We start from the raw sequence: 21,997 nt of genomic DNA, 5'->3' as shown, positions 1-21,997 counted from the left end.
GATGTTTCACGGGTTAAGCGCATTCCCTCTGACGCCATTGCGAGAGGGGAAATTTGATGAGCAGGCGTTTGTGCAGTTGCTGCGCCCGCTGGTGGATGCCGGTGTCGATTCGCTGGGGATCCTCGGTTCGACGGGCAGTTACGCGTATCTGATGCCTGAAGAGCGCACGCATATCACCCGTTGCGCCGTGGCGCATGCCGACAACATTCCGGTGAGCGTAAGTATTGGCGCGCTTCGCCTCGACGATATTCTCCGTCTGGCGGATGAGGCGCAAAGCGCCGGCGCCCGCGGGGTGTTACTGGCCCCCGTGTCGTACCAGCGCCTGACGGCAGAGGAAGTGTTTACCCTGTATGAGACGGTGACCCACCGGATCTCTGTTCCGCTGTGCATTTACGACAACCCGGCCACCACCGGGTTCGAGTTTAACGACGATTTGCTGTATGCCGTGGCGGCGCTACCGAACGTCAAATCCGTCAAGCTCGGGCGCATACCGGACGATATCGCCCACATGCGTGCCCATCTTCCTGAAAACGTCACCCTGGGCATCAGCGGCGACTGGCGGGCGGCGTCAGCCCTGCAGGCCGGATTTGATGTCTGGTATTCGGTTATCGCAGGGCTGTATCCGCAGACGGCACTGGCGATTGCACGAGCCAAAGACACCGCCCCCTCTGACCGGCTGGCACCGCTGTGGGCGCTGTTCCGCCAGTACGGCAGTTTGCGGGTGATGGCCGCAGCAGCAGAAATGTCAGGGAAAGTGGCCGCGCCTGCACTGCCGTTCCCGCTTGCGTCGCTGAGCGGGAAACCGCGCGAAACGCTGGCGGCGATCCTGGCGGAACTGGCCCTCGCCTGAGCATCGCCGGGCTAGCGTAAGCGCTACCCGGCGGTCTGTTACGCCGGCAACAACCCGACAAAACTGCGTTTTTTGCGCGGCTCTGACATCAGGTCCTCAAGCTTATCCACGCAGGCAAGATAGTGCGGGGTTTTCTTGTGCGCCAGCACCGCCTCTTCATCCTTGTAGGCCTCGTAGATAAAGAACCGGGTTTTCACGCGCGGATCCTGTAAAACATCAAAGCGCAGATTGCCCGGCTCCTGAATCGCCCCTTCGTGGTTAGCGCGAAACACCTCCAGAAACTCATCGACCCGCTCGGGTTTGATGTTGATTTCCACTAATGTCACGTTCATTTTGCTTCTCCCTGTTTCTCTTCCTGCCAGAACTGGAACGCGTCCCGCGCGCTCATGTTCTCATGTACCACTTTTTTCACCGCTTTCAGCATGGCCAGCGGGGCGCTGGACTGGAAGATATTGCGGCCCATGTCAACGCCGGACGCCCCCTGGTCAATCGCCCGCCAGCACATCTCCAGCGCGTCGTGCTCCGGCAGCTTTTTGCCTCCGGCAATCACGATCGGCACCGGGCAGCTGGCGGTTACTTTTTCAAACCCTTCGTCGACATAATAGGTTTTGACGAACTGCGCCCCCATCTCGGCCGCGATACGGCTGGCAAGCGAGAAATACCGCGCGTCGCGCGCCATCTCTTTGCCAACGCCCGTCACCGCCAGGGTCGGCATGCCATAGCGCGCACCGGCATCCACCAGTTTGATGATGTTGTTGATCGACTGATGTTCAAACTCACTGCCGATGTACACCTGCGCCGCCACCGCGCAGACGTTCAGGCGCAGCGCATCTTCCATCGCCACCGCCACGCACTCGTTGGAAAGTTCCCCTAAAATCGAATTGCCGCCGGAGGCGCGCAACACGACGGGTTTATTGGTGGCGACAGGCACCTGGCTGCGCAAAATACCGCGGGTGCACATCAGCACGTCGGTTTCCCCAAACAGCGGGGCGATAGAGAGATCGATACGCTCAAGGCCGGTCGTCGGTCCCTGGAAATAGCCGTGGTCAAAGGCCAGCATCACCGTGCGGTTGCTTTTTGGGTTGAAGATGCGCGCCAGCCTGGACTGCATTCCCCAGTCCAGCGAGCCGCACCCCTTCAGGGTAAACGGCACGTTCTGCTGCGGTGTGCCGATGCCAAAATCTTTGCCGTCTTTGATGTCGTCTAAATCAGCCATTTGCTCCCCCGTCAGAAATCGTATTTGTTGATGTTCTCTTTGGTAAACACCACCCGCTCCGGCAGCAGCACAATGCCGTTGCCCTTCGCTTCATACTGGTAGCCCTGCACGCTGTTCGGCTCGACCTTCAGCGTACCGATATCTTTCACGTCCACGCTGTCGCCAACGTTAAGATCGCCTTTTTTCAACAACCGATCGGCGACATTGACCGCAATTTTGCCCTGTTGCACCACATCCCACAGGCCGAAGGCTTTCACCGTGCCGCGCTCTACGTACGGACGCATCACGTTAGGCGTGCTGAAGCCGACAATCGCCACCCCTTCTCGCTTCAGGTTTTCCGCCGCCTGCGCCGCCGCCGGCAGGGCGTTGGCATCCGGGGCGATGATCGCATCCAGATCCGGATACGCTTTTAAGATCCCCTCGGCGGTTTGTAGCGATTTGGTGGCATCGTTATAGCCAAACTGCGTGGTCACGACCTGCCACTGCGGATGATCTTTCTCGATTTTGGCCTTCGCCTCTTTCACCCACTGGTTCTGGTCGGTAACGGTCGGGCTGGAGTAAAAGAACGCCACTTTGGCATTCGGTTTGGTGACCTGTTTACCGGCCATGTCGACCAGCAGGCCGCCAAGCTGCGCCGGGGTGCCCTGGTTGATGTAGATGCTGCGGCATTCCGGTTTGGTGTCGGAGTCCCAGGTCAGTACTTTGACGCCACGCTGCATCGCGCGCTTCAGCGCCGGGCAGAGGCCATCCGGCGACACCGCCGAAACGATAATGGCGTTATAGCCCTGGTTAACGAAGTTGTTGATAAGCTGCACCTGGCCTGAGACGCTGGGCTCGGTCGGGCCGTCGTAGGTGACGTCCACGCCGAGATCTTTACCCGCCTCTTTCGCGCCATTGCCGCCGCTGGTAAAGAAGCCAACGCCCACCAGCTTGGGGATAAAGGCGATGCGGTCCGCGGCCTGTGCCGACGCGAAGCTGAGTGCCATCGCCAGGACTATCAGTTTTGTTTTCATCTTACGCTCCGGGTATGTTTTGTGAGGAGAGAGCGCACCCATTCACGGTGCAAACTCAGTGAACGTCCCATCACCACCACAACCAACAGCGCCCCTGACAGCGCGCTCGACACCTGGTTGGGGATGCCGACCATCTGTAAACCCTGCTGCAGATACCCCACCAGCAACGCCGCCAGGGCCGTACCGATTACCGACCCCGAACCGCCATAGATATTGGCGCCCCCGAGGACCGCTGCGGTCAGTGCAGGCATCAGTAAATCGCGTCCCAAATCCGAACGGGCCGAACCGAAATAGGAGACCATCACCAGCGCAGCAATGGCCGAAGCGACGCCCACCAGGCCATACAGGGCGTAGGGCATCCCGTTGACCGAGAGCGCCGCATAGCGCGCCGCGCGCGGGTTCTGCCCAATCAAAAACAGATGGCGGCCAAAGCGTCCGCGATGGGTAATCAGCCAGAAGAAGACGGTAATCACGGCGAACAGCACCAGCGGGATTGGCAACCCCAGGAACGTGAGGTTAGCGAACGCGGTAAAGCTGTCCGGGAAGCCACCGATGCCTTCGTAACCGGTCGCCCCCGCCATGCCGGAGAGCAGCAGTGCGCCACCGCCGTAGAGATAGAGCGTGCCGAGGGTGATAACCAGTGGGCTGATGCCGGTGTAGTGGATCAGCGCAGCGTTGACCAGACCGCACAGCAGGCCGAGCAGCAACGTCAACGGTATCGCCAGCGCCATCGGCCAGCCCGCCTGCATCATCACCCCCAGCGCGATGGCACACAGGCCGATGGTCGAACCGAGAGAAATATCAATGCCGCCGCTGATGATCACCAGGGTGAGCGGCAGCGCCACAATGCCAATGCAGATAAAATCACTGGTGCTGAACAGCAGCATGTTGATATCGAGCATGCGCGGATTGATGGCCCCAAAGAGCAGGATTTCCAGCACCAGTAATATCAGCAGCGCGCTTTCCCAGTTAAGCTTCATTTACGCCACCTCTTTTTTGTGTTTCGTAAACGGGGTGACATGCTTCCCCCCTTTGTTACCGGGCTGGAAGCGGCTGTACTTAAGTGCGCGCTGATGCCGGGCCAGCGCCTGGCGCAAGCGCCCGTCGAGCACCAGCACACCGAGCAACACCAGCCCGGCGATAAAGTCATTCCACCACGCGGGCAGCCTGAACAGCACCAGCACGGTGTCGATTTGAGTCAGGAAAAAAGCCCCCAGTAAGGCGCCAATAAGCGTCCCGGTACCGCCCAGCAGAGAGATCCCCCCGAGTACGCAGGCGGCAATGGCTTTCATCTCCAGCCCGCTGCCGGTCTGGTTAGGTACAAAGCCAATCTGCGAAGCGAAGACAATCCCCGCACACGCGGCCAGCATGCCGTTCAGCGTAAAAGCGATCATTCGCGTCCGGTTCACCGCCACGCCCAGCTGGCGTGCGGCGGTAAGGTTATCGCCCACGGCGTAGAAATCGCGTCCGAAGGCGGTGCGCGACAACGTCCATGCGCCGACCGCGGCTAAAAACACCACGCCCATTCCGAGCGGTGAAATACCCATAGCGGCAGGTTCAGAGAGCGATTTCAGGCTCGGCGGTAGCCCTTCAATCCACTTTCCTCCCGTCCACAGCAGCATCGCCCCGCGATAGAGGCCCAGCGTGCCGAGGGTGGCCACAATTGCCGGAATACGCAGCCCCACCACCAGAAAACCGTTAAATGCTCCCGCCAGTGCGCCAATCGACAGCGCAAAGAGGATCGATACCGGCAGGGTGTAGCCGCTGTTCAGGGCCACCCCCACGGCAATGGCAGACAGCCCGACGGTAGAGCCGACGGAAACATCAATATTGCGGGTCAACATCACCAGCGCGGCGCCGAGCGCCAGCAGGATCAGGATTTGCGAACTGGCGAAGATCATCCCCAGCGTTTGCAGGCTGAAATAGGCCGGATTGAGCCCCACCAGCACCGCGAACAACGCCAGAATGGCGATGAACGCGCTCAGTTCGCGATTTTTCAGTAAGGTCTTCATGACTGCCCTCCGAATGCCAGCGCCATCATTCTGTCGAGACTGACCGCGTGCCGGGACAACTCGCCGCTGAGCACGCCCTGGTGCATCACCAGCACGCGATCGGCAAGCCCGGGGAACTCATCCAGATCGCTTGAGATCATCAGCACCGCCACGTTCTGCGCCGCCACGCTTTTGATGAGCTGATAGATATCGGCCCGCGCCGACACATCCACTCCGCGTGTCGGTTCATCGACGATCAGCAGCAGCGGGTTCGCCTCCAGACAGCGCGCCAGCAACACCTTCTGCTGGTTGCCGCCGGAGAGCGTGCGCACGGTTTGATCCGCATGGTTAAGCTTGATCCCCAGCGCCCGGTGATAGCGCTCCACCACCGCCGACTCCCGTTTGCGCTGCTGCCAGACCGAGGGCTCATTCAGCGCCACGGTGTTCCAGCGAATCGGCGCATCCAGGAACAAGCCGGAAACCTGTCGGTCCTCTGGCAGGTAGACCAACCCTTTCTCCAGCCGTGCCGCCACGGGTTCGCCGGTTATTTCCTGATTTTCCAGCCAGACTCGCCCGCCGCGCACCGGGCGCAGCCCATACAGCGTTTCCGCAAACTCGGTGCGCCCGGAGCCGACCAGCCCGGCGAGGCCAACTATTTCCCCGGCATAGATTTCCATGCTGAGATCGATAAACCCCTCACCGGTAAGCTCTTCCACCCGCAGCACCGGGAAATCCTGCGGCTGCGTGCGGCGATTGCCCGGCAGTGCCAGCCACAGTTTTTGCGCATCACTTAATCCTTTTTCGCGGCTCACCGGCGTCATGGCCGCAATCAGGGCGTTATCGTCGAACTGTGCAGTTTCACCGCTGAGCACGATCGCGCCGTCGCGCATTACCGAGACGTGGCTCGCCAGCTGGCGGATCTCCGGTAATTTGTGCGAGATAAAAACAATGCCGACGCCCAGCGCCTGCAACGCGCGGATCTGGCGGAACAGCCGTTCGGTTTCCCCCGGGGTGAGCGACGCCGTGGGTTCATCAAGGATCAGGATCTTCGCGTTACGCATCAGGCCGCGCAGGATCTCCACCATCTGTTGATCCGCCACTTCCAGGGTGCTGGCGGTGGCATCAAGATTGAGCTGACACTGCAGCTGCTGGAGTTTCTCCGCCAGCCGTTCCCCCATACCGGCCTCACGCGGCAGGCGGAAAAGGATGTTTTCCCGCACCGTCAGGTTGGGGAAAAGCAGGGGTTCCTGCGGCACCAGATAAATCCCCAGCCTGTGGGCCTGCGCGGGCGAAAGCCGCGCAAACGCGTGGCCGTCAACCGAAAGTTCGCCACTGTCCGGTGTTTCCACCCCGGCGATGATTTTCATCAGCGTTGATTTTCCCGCGCCGTTACCGCCCATCAGCGCATGCACCTGACCCGTAAGCAGCGTGAAATGAATACCTTTCAGGACCGGTACGCCGGAGAACTGCTTGCTGATATCACGTGCTTCGATAAGTGGCGTCATTATCGCTCCGCTATTGAACAAATGATTTTTAGATTTAATAATGTTCAAAAGCGTAGACGGTGAACTATATTTAGAACCGTGCAGGGATCACAAATTTATCGATTAAGATCCACACAGACACAAATCAATCTAAAAGATCTGTTTTGTCGCGTGGTTCACACTTTCTTTCTGCGCGATCACGAACATATGATCTAAATTTTTATAAGAGTTCAATTATGAGCGATAAACGCACTGCGGAAGAAGGTCGTTTTGCCGGGCTGGCACTGGCGGAAGAAGAGCTGGTTGCCCGCGTCGCCTGGTGCTACTACCACGACGGATTAACCCAGAATGACATCGGCGAGCGGCTCGGACTGCCGCGCCTGAAGATCTCGCGTCTGCTGGAGAAAGGACGCCAGTCCGGGGTGATCCGCGTGCAGATCAACTCCCGCTATGAGGGGTGTCTGGCGCTGGAAACCGAGCTGCAGCAACGCTTCGGGCTCAAGCTGGTTCGCGTGTTGCCGGCCCTGAATACCCCGCCCATGAATGTCCGGCTGGGCATTGGCGCAGCGCAATCGCTGATGGGCGTGCTGGAGCCCGGCCAGCTGCTGGCGGTGGGATTTGGTGAAACCACCATGAGCAGCCTGCAGCACTTAAGCGGTTTTATCAGCTCGCAGCATATCCGCCTGGTGACGCTCTCCGGCGGCGTTGGGCCGTATATGACGGGCATCGGTCAGCTTGATGCCGCCTGCAGCGTCAGCATGATCCCCGCCCCGCTTCGCGTTTCCTCCGCCGAAGTGGCCGGGATCCTAAAACGTGAATCCAGCGTGCGGGACGTGATCCTCGCCGCCGCCGCGGCCGATGTGGCGGTGGTAGGCATTGGTTCGGTGAACCAGCGCCGGGACGCCACCATATTGCGCTCCGGCTATATCAGCGAAGGTGAACAGCTGATGTACGCCCGCAAAGGGGCGGTGGGCGATATCCTCGGCTATTTCCTGAACGCCGAAGGGGAATGCGTGCACGAGCTGGAGATCCACCGGGAGTTACTGGGCGTCACGCTCGATGAACTGGCGCAGTTGCCCACCATCGTTGGCGTGGCCGGAGGTGAAGAGAAAGCCGATGCGATTTATGCCGCACTCAAAGGCCGCCGTATTAATGGCCTGGTGACGGAGGAGACGACAGCCCGCGCGGTGCTGGCTCTGGCGAGCTAAGAGCCTGTCCTGCGCCTGACACGAGGCATGCTCATGAGTTACCTTTTAGCGTTAGATGCAGGGACAGGCAGCGTTCGCGCCGTAATTTTCGATTTGCAGGGCAACCAGGTTGCCGTTGGCCAGGCCGAGTGGAAACACCTGAGCGTGGAGAATGTGCCGGGCTCGATGGAGTTTGATCTCGACATTAACTGGCGGCTCACCTGCCAGTGTATTCATCAGGCGCTGGAGCGCGCCCGCCTGAGCGCAGCGGATATCCAGTCCGTGGCCTGCTGCTCAATGCGCGAGGGGATCGTGCTGTATGACCGCAACGGCGACGCCATCTGGGCGTGCGCCAACGTCGATGCCCGCGCCAGCCGCGAGGTAGCCGAACTCAAAGAGATCCACGACTACCGTTTTGAATCCGAAGTGTATGACGTCTCTGGCCAGACCCTGGCCCTGAGCGCCATGCCGCGCCTGCTGTGGCTGGCGCACCATCGTCCGGACATCTATCGCAAAGCCGCCACGATCACCATGATAAGCGACTGGCTGGCGGCAAAACTGTCCGGCGAGCTGGCCGTTGATCCGTCCAATGCCGGGACTACCGGTATGCTGGATCTCTTCTCCCGTGACTGGCGTCCGGCGCTGCTCGACATGGCCGGGCTGCGTGCCGATATCCTCTCTCCGGTGAAGGAGACCGGCACCGTGCTCGGTGCGATCACCAAAGATGCCGCACAGCAGAGCGGCCTGCGCGAAGGCACGCCGGTGGTGATGGGCGGTGGCGACGTGCAGCTTGGCTGTCTTGGGTTAGGCGTCGTGCGGGCCGGGCAAACGGCCGTGCTGGGCGGTACCTTCTGGCAGCAGGTGGTCAACCTGCCGCAGGTACGCACCGACCCGGAGATGAACATCCGCGTGAATCCGCATGTGATCCCCGGCATGGCGCAGGCGGAGTCGATCAGCTTCTTTACCGGCCTGACCATGCGCTGGTTCCGTGACGCCTTCTGCGCGGAAGAGAAACTCATCGCGGAGCGGATGGGAATGGACACTTACTCCCTGCTTGAGGAGATGGCCAGCCGCGTGCCTGCCGGTTCACACGGTGTTATGCCGATCTTCTCAGATGCTATGCACTTCAAGCAGTGGTATCACGCCGCGCCGTCTTTTATTAACCTCTCCATCGACCCGGAAAAATGCAACAAAGCCACGCTGTTCCGTGCGCTGGAAGAGAACGCGGCGATTGTCTCGGCGTGTAACCTGACGCAGATCTCACGGTTCTCAGGGGTAACGTTCGACGGTCTGGTGTTTGCAGGCGGTGGCTCGAAAGGCGCGTTGTGGAGCCAGATTTTAAGCGACGTGACCGGTCTGCCGGTGCGCGTCCCGCAAGTGAAAGAGGCGACAGCGCTGGGCTGTGCGATTGCTGCCGGAACGGGAGCCGGGCTGTTTTCGGATATGGCGGCGACAGGCGAACGGCTGGTGAAATGGAGCCGCGAGTTCACGCCGAACCCGGCGCACCGGGAGCTGTATGACGGTATGATGCAGAAGTGGCAGGCCGTTTATGCCGACCAGCTTGGGCTGGTGGACAGCGGACTGACGACATCGATGTGGCAGGCACCGGGTTTAGTGCGTGCCCCCTCTCCCTGAGAGCTATAACGCCCCCTCTCCCTCAGGGAGAGGGCATCAGGCCACACCAATATTTGAATCCCATCACAATCGCCGCATTCCCCTTTTCCCTTTTACTCATCGCTGGCTAAATTAGTAACTCATCCGACCACATAACAATAATTTTACACTGGAAGAGACTATGAGCCACTACCCGTCGTTATTTGCCCCCCTCGAGCTGGGGTTCACCACCCTTAAAAACCGCGTGCTGATGGGCTCAATGCATACCGGGCTTGAAGAACATCCGGACGGAGCCGAACGTCTGGCGGCCTTCTATGCCGAGCGCGCACGTCACGGGGTGGCGCTGATTGTTACCGGCGGGGTGGCCCCTGCGCCTTCTGGCGTGGGGATGGAAGGCGGTGCGGTGCTGAACGACGCCAGCCAGCTGCCGCAACATCGCGTGGTCACTGACGCCGTTCACCGGGAGGGCGGAAAAATTGCCCTGCAGATCCTGCACACCGGGCGTTACAGCTATCAACCGAATCTGGTCGCACCGTCGGCCATTCAGGCCCCGATTAACCGCTTTACGCCCCATGCCCTCAGCCACGATGAGATCCTGACGCTGATTGACGACTTCGCCCGCTGTGCGGCACTGGCGCGTGAAGCGGGCTATGACGGTGTTGAGGTGATGGGCTCGGAAGGCTACCTGATCAACGAATTCCTCGCGGCCCGCACAAACCAGCGCGACGATGAGTGGGGTGGCGATTACGCGCGCCGCATGCGCTTTGCAGTGGAAGTGGTGCGTGCCGTGCGTGAACGTGCCGGGGCGGATTTTATTATTATCTACCGCCTGTCGATGCTCGATCTGGTGGAAGGTGGCGGGACGTTCGACGAAACCGTGCAACTGGCGCAGGCGATTGAAGCCGCCGGCGCGACCATCATCAATACCGGCATCGGCTGGCACGAGGCGCGTATTCCGACCATCGCCACGCCGGTGCCACGCGCGGCGTTCAGCTGGGTCACGCGCAAGCTGAAAGGGAAAGTGTCTGTCCCGCTGGTGACCACTAACCGCATTAACGACCCGCAGGTGGCGGAAAATGTGATCGCCGCCGGTGATGCCGACATGGTCTCCATGGCGCGTCCGTTCCTTGCAGATGCCGAGCTGCTTTCCAAAGCACAGAGCGGACGTGCAGATGAGATTAACACCTGCATCGGCTGTAATCAGGCCTGTCTGGATCAGATTTTTGTTGGCAAGGTCACTTCGTGTCTGGTCAACCCCCGCGCCTGCCACGAAACCAAAATGCCGATTTTCCCGGCGGTGCATAAAAAACGCCTGGCCGTGGTCGGTGCCGGCCCGGCGGGTCTGGCGTTTGCGGTGAATGCCGCCTCGCGCGGTCACAGCGTGACGTTATTCGATGCCGCCGCTGAGATCGGCGGGCAGTTCAATATCGCCAAACAGATCCCGGGCAAAGAAGAATTTTACGAAACCCTGCGCTATTACCGCCGAATGCTCGACCTGACGGGCGTGGATCTGCGCCTCAACCAGTTTGTAAATCCGGCGGATGTAATGGATTACGATGAGGTGATCCTGGCAAGCGGGATTGCACCACGCAGGCCTGCGATCGAGGGCATCGATCATCCGAAAGTCCTGAGCTATCTGGACGTTTTGCGTGACAAAGCGCCGGTGGGGGCAAAAGTGGCGATCGTCGGCTGCGGCGGGATCGGGTTCGATACCGCGATGTACTTAAGTCAGCCCGGCGAACCCACCAGCCAGAACATTGCCGACTTCTGCGTAGAATGGGGTATCGACACCAGCCTTAACCAGTCCGGCGGCTTGCGACCGGAAGGACCCCAGCTGCCGAAAAGCCCGCGTCAGATCGTCATGCTGCAGCGTAAAGCCAGCAAACCCGGTGAAGGCCTGGGCAAAACCACGGGCTGGATCCATCGCGCAACCCTGCTCTCTCGCGGGGTGAAGATGATACCGTCGGTGAGCTATCAGAAGATCGATGACGCGGGGCTGCACGTGCTGATCGGCGGTGAGCCGCAGCTGCTGCAGGTGGATCATGTGATTTTGTGTGCGGGTCAGGAGCCGAAGCGCGATCTGGTGGATCCGCTACGTGAGGCGGGAAAAACGGTACACCTGATCGGCGGATGCGACGTGGCGATGGAGCTGGATGCGCGACGCGCCATTGCGCAGGGGACAACGCTGGCCTTGAGTCTCTGAGTGACGCAACGCTCACCGGGCCTGCACGCGAGGCAGGCCGGTGTAAACTCAGCGCCCCGCGTTAGCGGCGGCGACCCAGCTTGACGGATTTCAGCACCACGAACTTGTTGTTGGTGGCAACCGTGGTGCAGTTACCGAAGATTTTCTTCAGCTTGTGGAAGTAGTCCAGGTGACGGTTCGCCACGATATACAGCTCGCCGTTAATTTTCAGGCAGCGGCGTGCATGGTGGAACATCTCCCAGGCGACGTTATCCGTCAGGGCGTGTTTCTGGTGGAACGGGGGATTACAGAACACGGCATTAAAGCGGAACGGCTCAACGCCCGACAGCGCGTTGTTAATCATAAACTCGCAGCGATCCAGCGCGTCCGGCATGTTGGTTTCAACGTTCAGACGACTGGAGGCCACCGCCATCGGCGACTCATCACTAAATACAACGCTCGCGTCAGGGTTCTTCGCCAGCAGCGTCAGGCCAATCACACCGTTACCGCAGCCCAGATCGACGATTTCGCCTTCCAGGTTATCCGGCAGATTTTCAATAAAGAAACGCGCCCCGATATCAAGGCCGGTGCGGGAGAAGACGTTCGCGTGGTTGTGGATTGTCCAGTCAGTGCCTTCCAGCGTCCAGCTCAGGGTTTCTGGCGCGTCGGCCAGTTCCGGGGCACTGAAAGTACAGTTAATGAGACGCGCTTTTTTCCAGGCCAGCGTCGTGGTGGTTGGGCCGAGCACTTTCTCGAACAATTCCAGCGTTGAGGTATGGATATCACGCGCCTTGGCCCCCGCGATAATACGCGTTTGTGGGGTAACGACGTTGCGCAGTGCGCGCAATTGTTGTTCCAGCAGCGCCATTGTTTTCGGCACTTTGATCAGCACCACGCCCGGCGCCTGCGGGTAGTCCGCGGTACTGTCGAGGAACTTAACGCTGGATTCGTCGATGTCGTTGTGGCGCAGGTTTTCCCGCGTCGCCAGCTCGCTTAAGTAGGAATCACCGATGCTGTAAGGCGTGTGTTCAGCCAGAGCACAGCCCAGCGCGCCAAACGCGTCATTCAGGATCAAAACCGGGCCGCTGATTTCAGTGTCATCCAACTGTTGCAGCAGATATTCATCCGCCGCTTCCCACGCCTGAAGCGGGTTAACGTCGTCCGTTTCCGGGAAACGTTTAAGGTTGAGTGAACGGAAACCGTTGTCTAAGTGGCTCATCGGCCCTCCTGAATGGTAAAATTTCGGCGTTATCCCTGAAAAGGGTGCGTGAGTATACCCGTTTTATTGTCAAATTGGGGCGTTGATGAACCAACTAACTTATCTCCAGGGCTACCCGGAGAACTTACTTTCTCAGGTTCGCAGCTTGATTGCCGAGCAAAAGCTGGGCGCGGTGCTGGAAAAACGCTATCCGGGTACGCATGACTTCGCGACCGATAAGGCGCTCTGGCAGTATACCCAGGATCTGAAAAACACCTATCTGAAGAGCGCGCCACCCATCAATAAGGTGATGTACGACAACAAGATCCATGTGCTGAAAAACGCGCTCGGCCTGCACACTGCCGTTTCCCGTGTTCAGGGCGGCAAGCTCAAAGCGAAAGCGGAGATCCGCGTTGCCACCGTGTTTCGTCACGCGCCAGAAGCGTTCTTGCGGATGATCGTGGTGCATGAGCTGGCACACCTGAAGGAAAAAGAGCACGACAAGGCCTTCTACTCCCTGTGCTGCCATATGGAGCCGCAGTACCACCAGCTGGAGTTCGATACCCGTTTATGGCTTACGCATTTATCGTTAAAGAGTAATGCGCAGTAGCGCACTGGTTTTGCAATAATCACGTGCTACAGTGGCTAAAGGTTCCCTGCTACGGAGTACGTAAACGTTTATGATACGTTTCGCAGTTATTGGCACGAACTGGATCACCCGCCAGTTCGTCGACGCCGCCCATGAAACCGGCAAATTTAAGCTCACCGCAGTCTATTCCCGCAGCCTGGAGCAGGCGCAGAGTTTCGCGAACGACTATCTGGTTGAACATCTGTTCACGTCGCTCGATGAGATGGCGCAAAGTGACGCCATTGACGCGGTCTACATCGCCAGCCCAAACTCCCTGCACTTTCCGCAAACGTCGCTGTTTCTTAGCCATAAAAAACATGTGATTTGCGAGAAGCCGCTGGCCTCGAACATTCAGGAAGTGGAAGCCGCGATTCAGCTTGCCCGCGACAATCAGGTGGTGCTGTTCGAAGCGTTCAAAACCGCCAGCCTGCCAAACTTCCTGCTGTTACAGCAGTCTCTGCCGAAGATTGGCAAAGTGCGTAAAGCGTTTATTAATTACTGCCAGTACTCGTCGCGCTATCAACGTTATCTGGACGGTGAAAACCCGAACACCTTTAACCCGGCCTTCTCTAACGGCTCGATTATGGACATCGGTTTTTACTGTCTGGCCTCTGCCGTTGCGCTGTGGGGCGAGCCGCACGGCGTCACCGCCACGGCCAGCCTGCTGGAAAGCGGTGTGGATGCGCACGGCATCGTGGTGCTGGATTACGGTGATTTCAGCGTTACGCTGCAGCACTCCAAGGTGAGCGATTCCGTTCTGCCCAGCGAAATTCAGGGCGAAGCGGGCTCACTGGTTATCGAGAAGATTTCCGAGTGTCAGAAGCTGAGCATTGTCCCACGCGGCGGCAAAGCGCAGGAGCTGACGCAGCCTCAGCATATTAACACTATGCTCTATGAGGCAGAGGTCTTCGCCCGTCTGGTGGAAGACAACGAAGTGAATCACCCTGGGCTGGCGGTCAGCCGCACCACGGCGAAACTGCAAACCGAGATCCGCCGTCAAACCGGCGTGGTTTTCCCTGCAGATGGCGTGGGCGCAGAAGCTATCGCGTAAAGCTGTGTAATGAAACGGTGCAGACCATTGACGAAATCACTGGTCTGACATATTTTGTTACCTGCAAAGGGGAGTAACTTCCTTGCCGGTGGATCGTCATTACGATGCGTGCAAAACCGCATCCGGTCGCCGGGCAACCAAAAAGCCCGTCTTTTTGGTTGTAAGTGAGACCTTGCCGGAAGGCGAGGTCTATGCATAAAAAGCTAACGGCTATCGTCTTCTGACCATGGCCGTTTTTGTTTTTTATGTGTAAGGAAAATAGTATGCATTCTGTCGGCACTCCCATGTTGTGGGGCGGATTCGCGGTTGTCGTGCTCATCATGCTGGCGATCGACCTCTTTTTGCAGGGGCGTCGCGGCGCACATGGCATGACCATGAAACAGGCTGCGGCCTGGTCACTGGTGTGGGTCACCCTCTCCCTGCTCTTCTGTGCTGCCTTCTGGTGGTACCTGGCCTCAACGGAAGGCCGCGCGGTTGCCGATCCTCAGGCGCTCGCGTTCCTCACCGGCTATCTGATCGAAAAAGCCCTGGCGGTCGATAACGTCTTCGTCTGGCTGATGCTGTTCAGCTACTTTGCCGTGCCTGCGGCCCTGCAGCGTCGCGTGCTGGTGTACGGCGTGCTGGGCGCGATTATCCTGCGTACGATTATGATCTTCGCCGGAAGCTGGCTGATCACGCAGTTCGAATGGCTGCTGTATGTCTTCGGCGCATTCCTGCTGTTCACCGGGATCAAAATGGCGCTGGCAAAAGAAGATGGCTCCGCCATTGGCGACCGTCCGCTGGTGAAGTGGATCCGTGGTCATCTGCGCATGACCGACAAGATCGAGAGCGAGCACTTCTTCGTGCGTAAGAACGGCCTGCTTTTTGCCACGCCGCTGCTGCTGGTGCTGATTCTGGTTGAGCTGAGCGATGTGATTTTCGCGGTAGACAGCATTCCGGCTATCTTCGCGGTCACCACTGACCCGTTCATTGTGCTGACATCTAACCTGTTCGCCATCCTCGGTCTGCGTGCCATGTACTTCCTGCTGGCAGGCGCGGCTGAGCGCTTCTCAATGCTGAAATATGGTCTGTCGGTGATCCTGGTGTTTATCGGTATCAAGATGCTGATTGTCGATTTCTACCACATCCCTATCGCTATCTCGCTCGGTGTGGTGTTTGGCATTCTGATCGTGACGTTGCTTATCAATACCTGGGTTAATCGTCAGCACGATAAGAAGCAACAGGTGGAGTAATTACGGTCCTTCCTGCTGCCTTTACGCTGGCCCTCTTCCCCCCAGGGAGAGGGCCAGCACACTTTTGTAAATGAATAGTTAAAAACTATGACGCAACACGTAAAATGCAGCATTTTACGCTTCCCTCCGCATCCGGTTTCCCTATACTCAACCAGGCAAACATTTTCTTACATCCGGACATAAATGTGACTTAGAGCACATAAAGGATGGAACGCAATTTCACTTAGGAATTTTTATGAGCACACAATCAACTGGTCTCTTTGCGCGCCTGGCGCAAGGCAGTCTCGTTAAACAAATTCTGGTAGGGCTGGTACTGGGGATTCTGCTGGCAATGGTGTCAAAACCGGCTGCGGAAGCGACGGGGCTGCTTGGCACCATTTTCGTTGGCGCACTGAAAGCCGTCGCACCGGTGCTGGTGCTGATGCTGGTCATGGCGTCAATTGCCAATCATCAACACGGACAAAAAACCAACATTCGCCCTATCTTGTTCCTGTATCTGCTGGGCACCTTCTCTGCAGCCTTAACAGCCGTCGTTTTCAGCTTCCTGTTCCCGTCCTCGCTGCACCTGACCAGCGCTGCGGGTGATATCACCCCGCCATCCGGTATTGTGGAAGTGCTGCGCGGCCTGCTGATGAGCATGGTCTCTAACCCGATTACGGCACTGATGAACGCTAACTACATCGGCATCCTGGTCTGGGCGATCGGTCTTGGTTTTGCCCTGCGTCACGGCAACGAAACAACGAAAAACCTGGTCAACGACGTGTCGAACGCCGTGACCTTTATGGTCAAAATTGTGATTCGCTTTGCGCCAATCGGGATCTTCGGTCTGGTCTCTTCCACGCTGGCGACCACCGGCTTTGGCGCACTGCTGGGCTATGCGCAGTTGCTGGTGGTACTGATTGGTTGCATGCTGCTGGTTGCGCTGGTAATTAACCCGCTGCTGGTGTTCTGGCAGATCCGCCGTAACCCGTATCCGCTGGTGTTAACCTGCCTGCGCGAGAGCGGTGTGTATGCGTTCTTCACCCGCAGCTCTGCGGCAAACATTCCGGTTAACATGGCGCTGGCGGAGAAGCTGAATCTGGATCGCGACACCTACTCGGTTTCCATCCCGCTGGGTGCGACCGTGAATATGGCGGGTGCGGCAATTACCATTACCGTGCTGACGCTGGCGGCTGTGCATACGCTGGGCATTCCGGTCGATCTGCCCACGGCGCTGTTGCTGAGCGTGGTGGCGTCGCTGTGTGCGTGTGGTGCATCGGGTGTGGCGGGTGGTTCGCTGCTGCTGATCCCACTGGCGTGCAATATGTTCGGTATCCCGAATGAGATTGCCATGCAGGTAGTGGCCGTCGGCTTTATCATCGGTGTATTGCAGGACTCCTGCGAAACCGCGCTGAACTCCTCAACGGACGTGCTGTTCACCGCAGCGGCATGCCAGGCGGAAGACGCGCGTTTAGCGAAGAACGCGTTACGCGGGTAAACAAAAGCCCGGTGACAAAACGTAAAGCAAAACGGCAACCGAAGGTTGCCGTTTTAGTATTTGACCCTCTCCACAGGGGTGAGGGCATCACCCGCACCACACTTACAGCGTCACGCCACTCTTGAAGATCGCCAGTTCGCGGAAGTCATTCTTCTCGTTACAGGTCTGTCTGCCGTTGGCAAACTCCACAATGGTATCCACGAATTCCGTCAGCAACTGCGGCATCCCTTTGCCGTGGATTAACTGGCCTGCATCAAAGTCGATCCAGTGTTTTTTCTTCGCTGCCAGCTCGCTGTTGGTCGCGATTTTGACCGTCGGCACAAAGCCACCGTACGGTGTCCCGCGCCCGGTGCTGAACAGCACCATGTGACAGCCGGCGCCGGCCAGCGCGCTGGTCGCAACCGCATCGTTACCCGGTGCGCTGAGCAAATTCAGACCGTGCGTTTTCAGACGTTCACCGTAGCGCAGAACATCAACTACCGGGCTGGCACCCGCTTTTTGCGTGCAACCGAGAGACTTCTCTTCAAGCGTGGTGATCCCGCCCGCTTTGTTACCCGGAGACGGGTTTTCATAAATCGGCTGGTTGTGGGCGATAAAGTACTGTTTGAAGTCGTTCACCATCGTGACGGTCTTCTCAAACGTCTCTTCGTCGCGACAGTGGCTCATCAGAATACGTTCAGCGCCGAACATTTCCGGCACTTCTGTCAGCACCGTCGTACCGCCGTTGGCGATCACATAGTCTGAAAAGCGGCCCAGCATCGGGTTCGCGGTGATCCCGGACAGGCCATCAGACCCGCCGCACTCCAGGCCGAACTTCAGCTCGCTCAGCTTGCCCGGCTCACGCCTGTCGTGACGCATCACCTCATACAGCTGGTGAAGGTGCTCAATGCCCGCTTCCACTTCATCATCCTGGTGCTGACACACCATAAAGTGCACGCGCTCGGGGTCAAACTCACCCAGCGTGTCGCGAAACGCATCCACCTGATTGTTCTCGCAGCCCAGGCCAATCACCAGCACCGCGCCCGCGTTCGGGTGGCGGACCATGTTTTGCAGCATGGTGCGGGTGTTGATGTGGTCGTCGCCAAGCTGAGAACAGCCGTAGGTGTGGCTGAACAGGTGCACACCGTCCGTACCTTCGGCGTCGTGGGTCTCTTTCAGGAAACGCGTCTGGATTTGACGCGCGATCCCATTCACGCAGCCGACGGTGGGAAGGATCCACAGCTCGTTGCGGATCCCCACCTCACCGTTCGCCCGGCGGTAGATCTGTACCTCGCGATCCGCCGCCTGCGCTTCTTCCGCCGCTAAATCAGGTTGATAGCTGTACTCGTCCAGATCGCTCAGATTGGTGCGGGTGTTGTGGGAATGAATATGCTCACCCGGCGCAATATCCGCCAGCGCATGACCAATCGGGAGACCGTATTTAACAACGTTGTCTCCTTGGGCGATCGGCTTCACGGCAAACTTATGCCCGCGAGTCACCGCCTGACGCAGGGTTACCGTCTGGTTATCAACGGTGACAACTTCACCTTCGGCCAGATCCGCCAGCGCGACGGCAACGTTATCCAGCGAATGGATTTTGATGTATTGCATATCAACCTCAAACGGCCTTAGTTCAGTTCAATGGCGAAGTAGTCGCGCGCATTGTTAAAGCAGATGTTTCTCACCATTTCGCCCAGCAGCTGAATATCGGCAGGGGCCTCACCCGCGGTCACCCAGCGGCCAATCATCTGGCACAGAATGCGGCGGAAATATTCGTGGCGCGTGTAAGAAAGGAAGCTACGGCTGTCGGTCAGCATGCCCACAAAGCGGCTTAACAGACCCAGCTGTGCCAGCTGCGTCATTTGACGCTCCATCCCGTCTTTCTGGTCATTGAACCACCAGCCGGAACCGAACTGCATCTTGCCTGGCATACCTTCACCCTGGAAGTTACCGATCATGGTACCCACCACTTCGTTATCGCGCGGGTTCAGGCAGTAGAGGATGGTTTTTGGCAGCAGATTTTGCTCGTTCTGTTTGCTCAGCAGCTTAGAGAGCTCTTCCGCAAGCGGGCGATCGTTGATGGAGTCGAAGCCCACGTCCGCGCCCAGCAGTTTAAACTGACGCTGGTTGTTATTGCGCAGGGCACCAATGTGGTATTGCTGCACCCAACCGCGACGAGCATATTCCGCACCGAGGAAGACCAGCACCGCCGTTTTGAACTGTGCCACTTCGTGCTCGCTCAGGGATTCACCGGACAGGCGACGTGCCAGAATGCTATCAAGCTCAGCTTCATTTGATTCCGCAAACATCACCACATCCAGCGCGTGGTCAGAGACTTTACAGCCATGTGCCGCGAAGTGGTCCAGACGTTTGGTCAGCGCGCTCTGCAGGTCTGCAAAACGACGAATGTCGGTGTCAGACACTTCCGCCAGCTTCGCCATGTAATCATTGAACGTCGCCTGTTCGATATTAAAGGCTTTATCCGGACGCCAGCTTGGCAGCACTTTAATATCAAACGAGGTATCGCGGGCGACCACCGCGTGATGTTCCAGGGAGTCAATCGGATCGTCAGTGGTCCCCACCATCTTCACGTTCATCTGCTTCATGATACCGCGGGCGGAGAAGGTATCCTGTGCCAGTAATTCATTGCACCGATCCCAGATTTCATCGGCGGTAGCCGGGGAGAGCAGCTTTCCGGTGATGCCGAACGGACGGCGCAGCTCAAGGTGCGTCCAGTGATATAACGGGTTGCCGATGGTGTGCGGAACGGTCGCCGCCCAGGCGTCAAACTTCTCGCGGTCGCTTGCATCACCGGTACACAGGCGCTCCGCCACGCCGTTGGTGCGCATCGCACGCCATTTGTAGTGGTCACCTTTCAGCCAGATGTCATACAGGTTTTTGAAACGGTAATTTTCGGCAACCTGCTGCGGCGGTAAATGGCAGTGGTAGTCGAAAATTGGCTGGTCTTTGGCGTAGTCGTGGTACAGGCGGCGAGCAAATTCGGTATCTAACAGAAAATCTTCGGTCATAAACGGTGTCATTATCGTCTTCCTCGTAACGAGAGCGTCAGAAAGCTTATGCTCAGATGCTGCAAAGTTATCACACCAATTTCCAGAGACAGAACATTTTTTCGTGAGTTAGATCAATAAACGCAGACAAATTAATTACCTCAAATGAGGTAAACCCTTCGCCAGGCCGCGCCAGAACTGGCTTTATCCGTAACACATAATGTCCCTACAAATAATCATGCATTTGTGATGTCACTCACCTTTTAAAGTTGTATGACAAGTTATCTTTTCGCCGTCGCAAACACTAAGCCGACGGAATGCATTCCCGGTGTGAAAACATCGGTTTTAACGGTACGGATACCGACTTATGCACGCTTACTTATGGCAAGGTTCGGGCCGTTCCGGGACATCTCCCGGTTAAGCCCCTCCCGTTACACAACCGCTCCCGGACACGGTCGAGAGGTTGCCGTGCAAGGCACGGAATTAACATAACGATGAGGTTTTAGATGCGTAAAATTAAAGGGTTACGTTGGTATATGATCGCACTGGTGACGTTAGGCACCGTGCTGGGCTACCTGACACGTAACACCGTGGCAGCCGCAGCCCCGACGTTGATGGAAGAGCTGCATATCTCCACTCAGCAATATTCCTACATCATTGCTGCTTATTCCGCGGCTTACACCATCATGCAGCCTGTTGCAGGCTATGTTCTGGATATTCTCGGGACCAAAATCGGCTACGCCTTCTTCGCCATCGCCTGGGCTATTTTCTGCGGCGCCACAGCGCTGGCAGGCAGCTGGGGCGGTCTGGCGCTGGCACGTGGTGCGGTAGGTGCGGCGGAAGCGGCAATGATCCCGGCCGGGCTGAAAGCCAGCTCTGAGTGGTTCCCGGCGAAAGAGCGTTCTATTGCCGTCGGCTATTTCAACGTCGGTTCTTCCATCGGTGCGATGATTGCACCACCGCTGGTGGTGTGGGCTATCGTGATGCACAGCTGGCAGATGGCGTTCATTATCTCTGGTGTACTGAGCTTTGCGTGGGCCATGGCGTGGCTGATTTTCTATAAACACCCGCGCGATCAGAAAAAACTGTCTGAAGACGAACGCGAATACATCATTGGGGGTCAGGAAGCTCAGCATCAGACCAACAACGGCAAAAAAATGACGGTCTGGCAGATTCTGGGTACCCGTCAGTTCTGGGGGATCGCCCTGCCGCGCTTCCTCGCCGAACCCGCCTGGGGGACCTTCAACGCCTGGATCCCGCTGTTCATGTTTAAGGTCTACGGCTTTAACCTGAAAGAGATTGCGATGTTCGCGTGGATGCCAATGCTGTTTGCCGATCTGGGCTGTATCGTGGGCGGTTATCTGCCACCGCTGTTCCAGCGCTGGTTTGGCGTGAACCTGATCGTTTCCCGTAAAATGGTCGTGACGATGGGCGCAGTGCTGATGATTGGCCCGGGCATGATCGGCCTCTTCACCAGCCCGTATGTGGCAATCGCCCTGCTGTGCGTCGGTGGTTTTGCTCACCAGTCACTGTCCGGTGCGCTGATTACACTCTCTTCTGACGTCTTCGGGCGTAACGAAGTGGCCACCGCTAACGGCCTGACCGGTATGGCTGCCTGGACGGCGAGCACCCTGTTTGCTCTGGTGGTCGGTGCACTGGCGGACACCATCGGCTTCAGCCCGCTGTTTGCCGTACTGGCTATCTTCGACCTGATGGGTGCAGTGGTTATCTGGACGGTGCTGAAAAGTAAGTCGGCAGAAGAGGTGCTAAAAGAGTCCCTGGGGGGACCGGCAACGCAAAGTTAGCGCCCCTCCTGATGTCACAGAAGCCGCCTCCGGGCGGCTTTTTTCATGGCAAAATCTGGAGACTGGCACGCAAAAGTGGTAT

The 21,997-nt window shown here is 58.0% G+C and carries 18 protein-coding genes; 9 read left to right on the top strand and 9 right to left on the bottom strand.

Annotated features, from left to right (window positions below):
* Window position 1: 1 nt before the first annotated feature.
* Complete coding sequence (locus L466_RS17805; RefSeq protein ID WP_032680226.1) at window positions 2–850, top strand: dihydrodipicolinate synthase family protein; 849 nt, start codon at window positions 2–4, stop codon at window positions 848–850.
* Window positions 851–888: 38 nt separating this feature from the next.
* On the opposite strand, the gene lsrG is transcribed toward L466_RS17805, so the two are convergent.
* Genes lsrG through lsrA form a run of 6 tightly spaced genes read right to left on the bottom strand, consistent with a single transcriptional unit; the run spans window position 889 to window position 6,575 of the window.
* A complete protein-coding gene (gene lsrG / locus L466_RS17810; protein ID WP_020883586.1) occupies window positions 889–1,182 on the bottom strand; it encodes a (4S)-4-hydroxy-5-phosphonooxypentane-2,3-dione isomerase in 294 nt (97 codons plus the stop codon).
* Window positions 1,179–2,066, bottom strand: coding sequence for a 3-hydroxy-5-phosphonooxypentane-2,4-dione thiolase (gene lsrF, locus L466_RS17815; RefSeq protein WP_014171710.1), 888 nt, complete (start codon window positions 2,064–2,066; stop codon window positions 1,179–1,181). Before lsrF ends, lsrG begins: the two co-directional genes overlap by 4 nt.
* An 11-nt stretch (window positions 2,067–2,077) precedes the next feature.
* Window positions 2,078–3,079 carry an autoinducer 2 ABC transporter substrate-binding protein LsrB gene (gene lsrB / locus L466_RS17820; protein ID WP_025202959.1) on the bottom strand — a complete coding sequence of 334 codons (1,002 nt, stop codon included), beginning with the start codon at window positions 3,077–3,079 and terminating at the stop codon, window positions 2,078–2,080.
* Window positions 3,076–4,059, bottom strand: a complete 984-nt coding sequence (gene lsrD, locus L466_RS17825) for an autoinducer 2 ABC transporter permease LsrD (RefSeq protein ID WP_014171712.1) — start codon at window positions 4,057–4,059, stop codon at window positions 3,076–3,078. The genes lsrB and lsrD overlap by 4 nt, the downstream gene beginning before the upstream one ends.
* A complete protein-coding gene (gene lsrC, locus L466_RS17830; protein ID WP_014171713.1) occupies window positions 4,060–5,091 on the bottom strand; it encodes an autoinducer 2 ABC transporter permease LsrC in 1,032 nt (343 codons plus the stop codon).
* The gene (lsrA, locus tag L466_RS17835; protein WP_032680225.1) at window positions 5,088–6,575 is read right to left on the bottom strand and encodes an autoinducer 2 ABC transporter ATP-binding protein LsrA; all 1,488 of its coding nucleotides are present in this window, start codon (window positions 6,573–6,575) and stop codon (window positions 5,088–5,090) included. The genes lsrC and lsrA overlap by 4 nt, the downstream gene beginning before the upstream one ends.
* Window positions 6,576–6,790: 215 nt before the next feature.
* Here lsrA and lsrR point away from each other — a divergent pair, with 215 nt between their 5' ends.
* The 3 genes from lsrR to L466_RS17850 all read left to right on the top strand — a co-directional run bounded on the left by lsrR (window position 6,791) and on the right by L466_RS17850 (window position 11,558).
* A complete protein-coding gene (gene lsrR / locus L466_RS17840; RefSeq protein WP_032680224.1) occupies window positions 6,791–7,762 on the top strand; it encodes a transcriptional regulator LsrR in 972 nt (323 codons plus the stop codon).
* A 33-nt stretch (window positions 7,763–7,795) separates the two neighbouring features.
* Window positions 7,796–9,376, top strand: a complete 1,581-nt coding sequence (gene lsrK, locus L466_RS17845; RefSeq protein WP_020883580.1) for an autoinducer-2 kinase — start codon at window positions 7,796–7,798, stop codon at window positions 9,374–9,376.
* 160 nt (window positions 9,377–9,536) lie between these two features.
* Complete coding sequence (locus L466_RS17850) at window positions 9,537–11,558, top strand: NADPH-dependent 2,4-dienoyl-CoA reductase (RefSeq protein WP_032680223.1); 2,022 nt, start codon at window positions 9,537–9,539, stop codon at window positions 11,556–11,558.
* 61 nt (window positions 11,559–11,619) lie between these two features.
* On the opposite strand, the gene rlmG is transcribed toward L466_RS17850, so the two are convergent.
* Window positions 11,620–12,756: a 23S rRNA (guanine(1835)-N(2))-methyltransferase RlmG gene (gene rlmG / locus L466_RS17855; RefSeq protein ID WP_014171718.1), complete on the bottom strand. Its 1,137-nt coding sequence runs from the start codon at window positions 12,754–12,756 to the stop codon at window positions 11,620–11,622.
* Window positions 12,757–12,841: 85 nt separating this feature from the next.
* Between rlmG and L466_RS17860 the strand changes: the two genes are divergently transcribed.
* The 4 genes from L466_RS17860 to sstT all read left to right on the top strand — a co-directional run bounded on the left by L466_RS17860 (window position 12,842) and on the right by sstT (window position 17,123).
* A complete protein-coding gene (locus L466_RS17860; RefSeq protein ID WP_025202954.1) occupies window positions 12,842–13,345 on the top strand; it encodes a YgjP-like metallopeptidase domain-containing protein in 504 nt (167 codons plus the stop codon).
* A 70-nt stretch (window positions 13,346–13,415) separates the two neighbouring features.
* Window positions 13,416–14,414, top strand: a complete 999-nt coding sequence (locus tag L466_RS17865) for a Gfo/Idh/MocA family protein (protein ID WP_014171720.1) — start codon at window positions 13,416–13,418, stop codon at window positions 14,412–14,414.
* Between the two features lie 263 nt (window positions 14,415–14,677).
* Window positions 14,678–15,646 carry a TerC family protein gene (locus L466_RS17870; protein WP_025202952.1) on the top strand — a complete coding sequence of 323 codons (969 nt, stop codon included), beginning with the start codon at window positions 14,678–14,680 and terminating at the stop codon, window positions 15,644–15,646.
* A gap of 235 nt (window positions 15,647–15,881) precedes the next feature.
* Window positions 15,882–17,123, top strand: a complete 1,242-nt coding sequence (sstT, locus tag L466_RS17875; RefSeq protein ID WP_014171722.1) for a serine/threonine transporter SstT — start codon at window positions 15,882–15,884, stop codon at window positions 17,121–17,123.
* Between the two features lie 102 nt (window positions 17,124–17,225).
* Here sstT and L466_RS17880 read toward each other — a convergent pair whose 3' ends face one another.
* On the bottom strand, window positions 17,226–18,713 hold the full coding sequence (locus L466_RS17880) for a UxaA family hydrolase (RefSeq protein WP_014171723.1): 1,488 nt from the start codon (window positions 18,711–18,713) through the stop codon (window positions 17,226–17,228).
* Between the two features lie 17 nt (window positions 18,714–18,730).
* Complete coding sequence (uxaC, locus tag L466_RS17885) at window positions 18,731–20,143, bottom strand: glucuronate isomerase (RefSeq protein WP_032680221.1); 1,413 nt, start codon at window positions 20,141–20,143, stop codon at window positions 18,731–18,733.
* A 473-nt stretch (window positions 20,144–20,616) separates the two neighbouring features.
* Between uxaC and L466_RS17890 the strand changes: the two genes are divergently transcribed.
* Window positions 20,617–21,915 carry an MFS transporter gene (locus L466_RS17890; RefSeq protein ID WP_014171725.1) on the top strand — a complete coding sequence of 433 codons (1,299 nt, stop codon included), beginning with the start codon at window positions 20,617–20,619 and terminating at the stop codon, window positions 21,913–21,915.
* Window positions 21,916–21,997: the final 82 nt, after the last annotated feature.

The sequence above is a fragment of the Enterobacter sp. BIDMC 30 genome, from assembly GCF_000534355.1.
GTDB classification, from domain to species: Bacteria; Pseudomonadota; Gammaproteobacteria; order Enterobacterales; family Enterobacteriaceae; genus Enterobacter; species Enterobacter ludwigii.
Note: the sequence above shows the minus strand (reverse complement) of the source record. Positions and strands in the feature narration are given on the sequence as shown.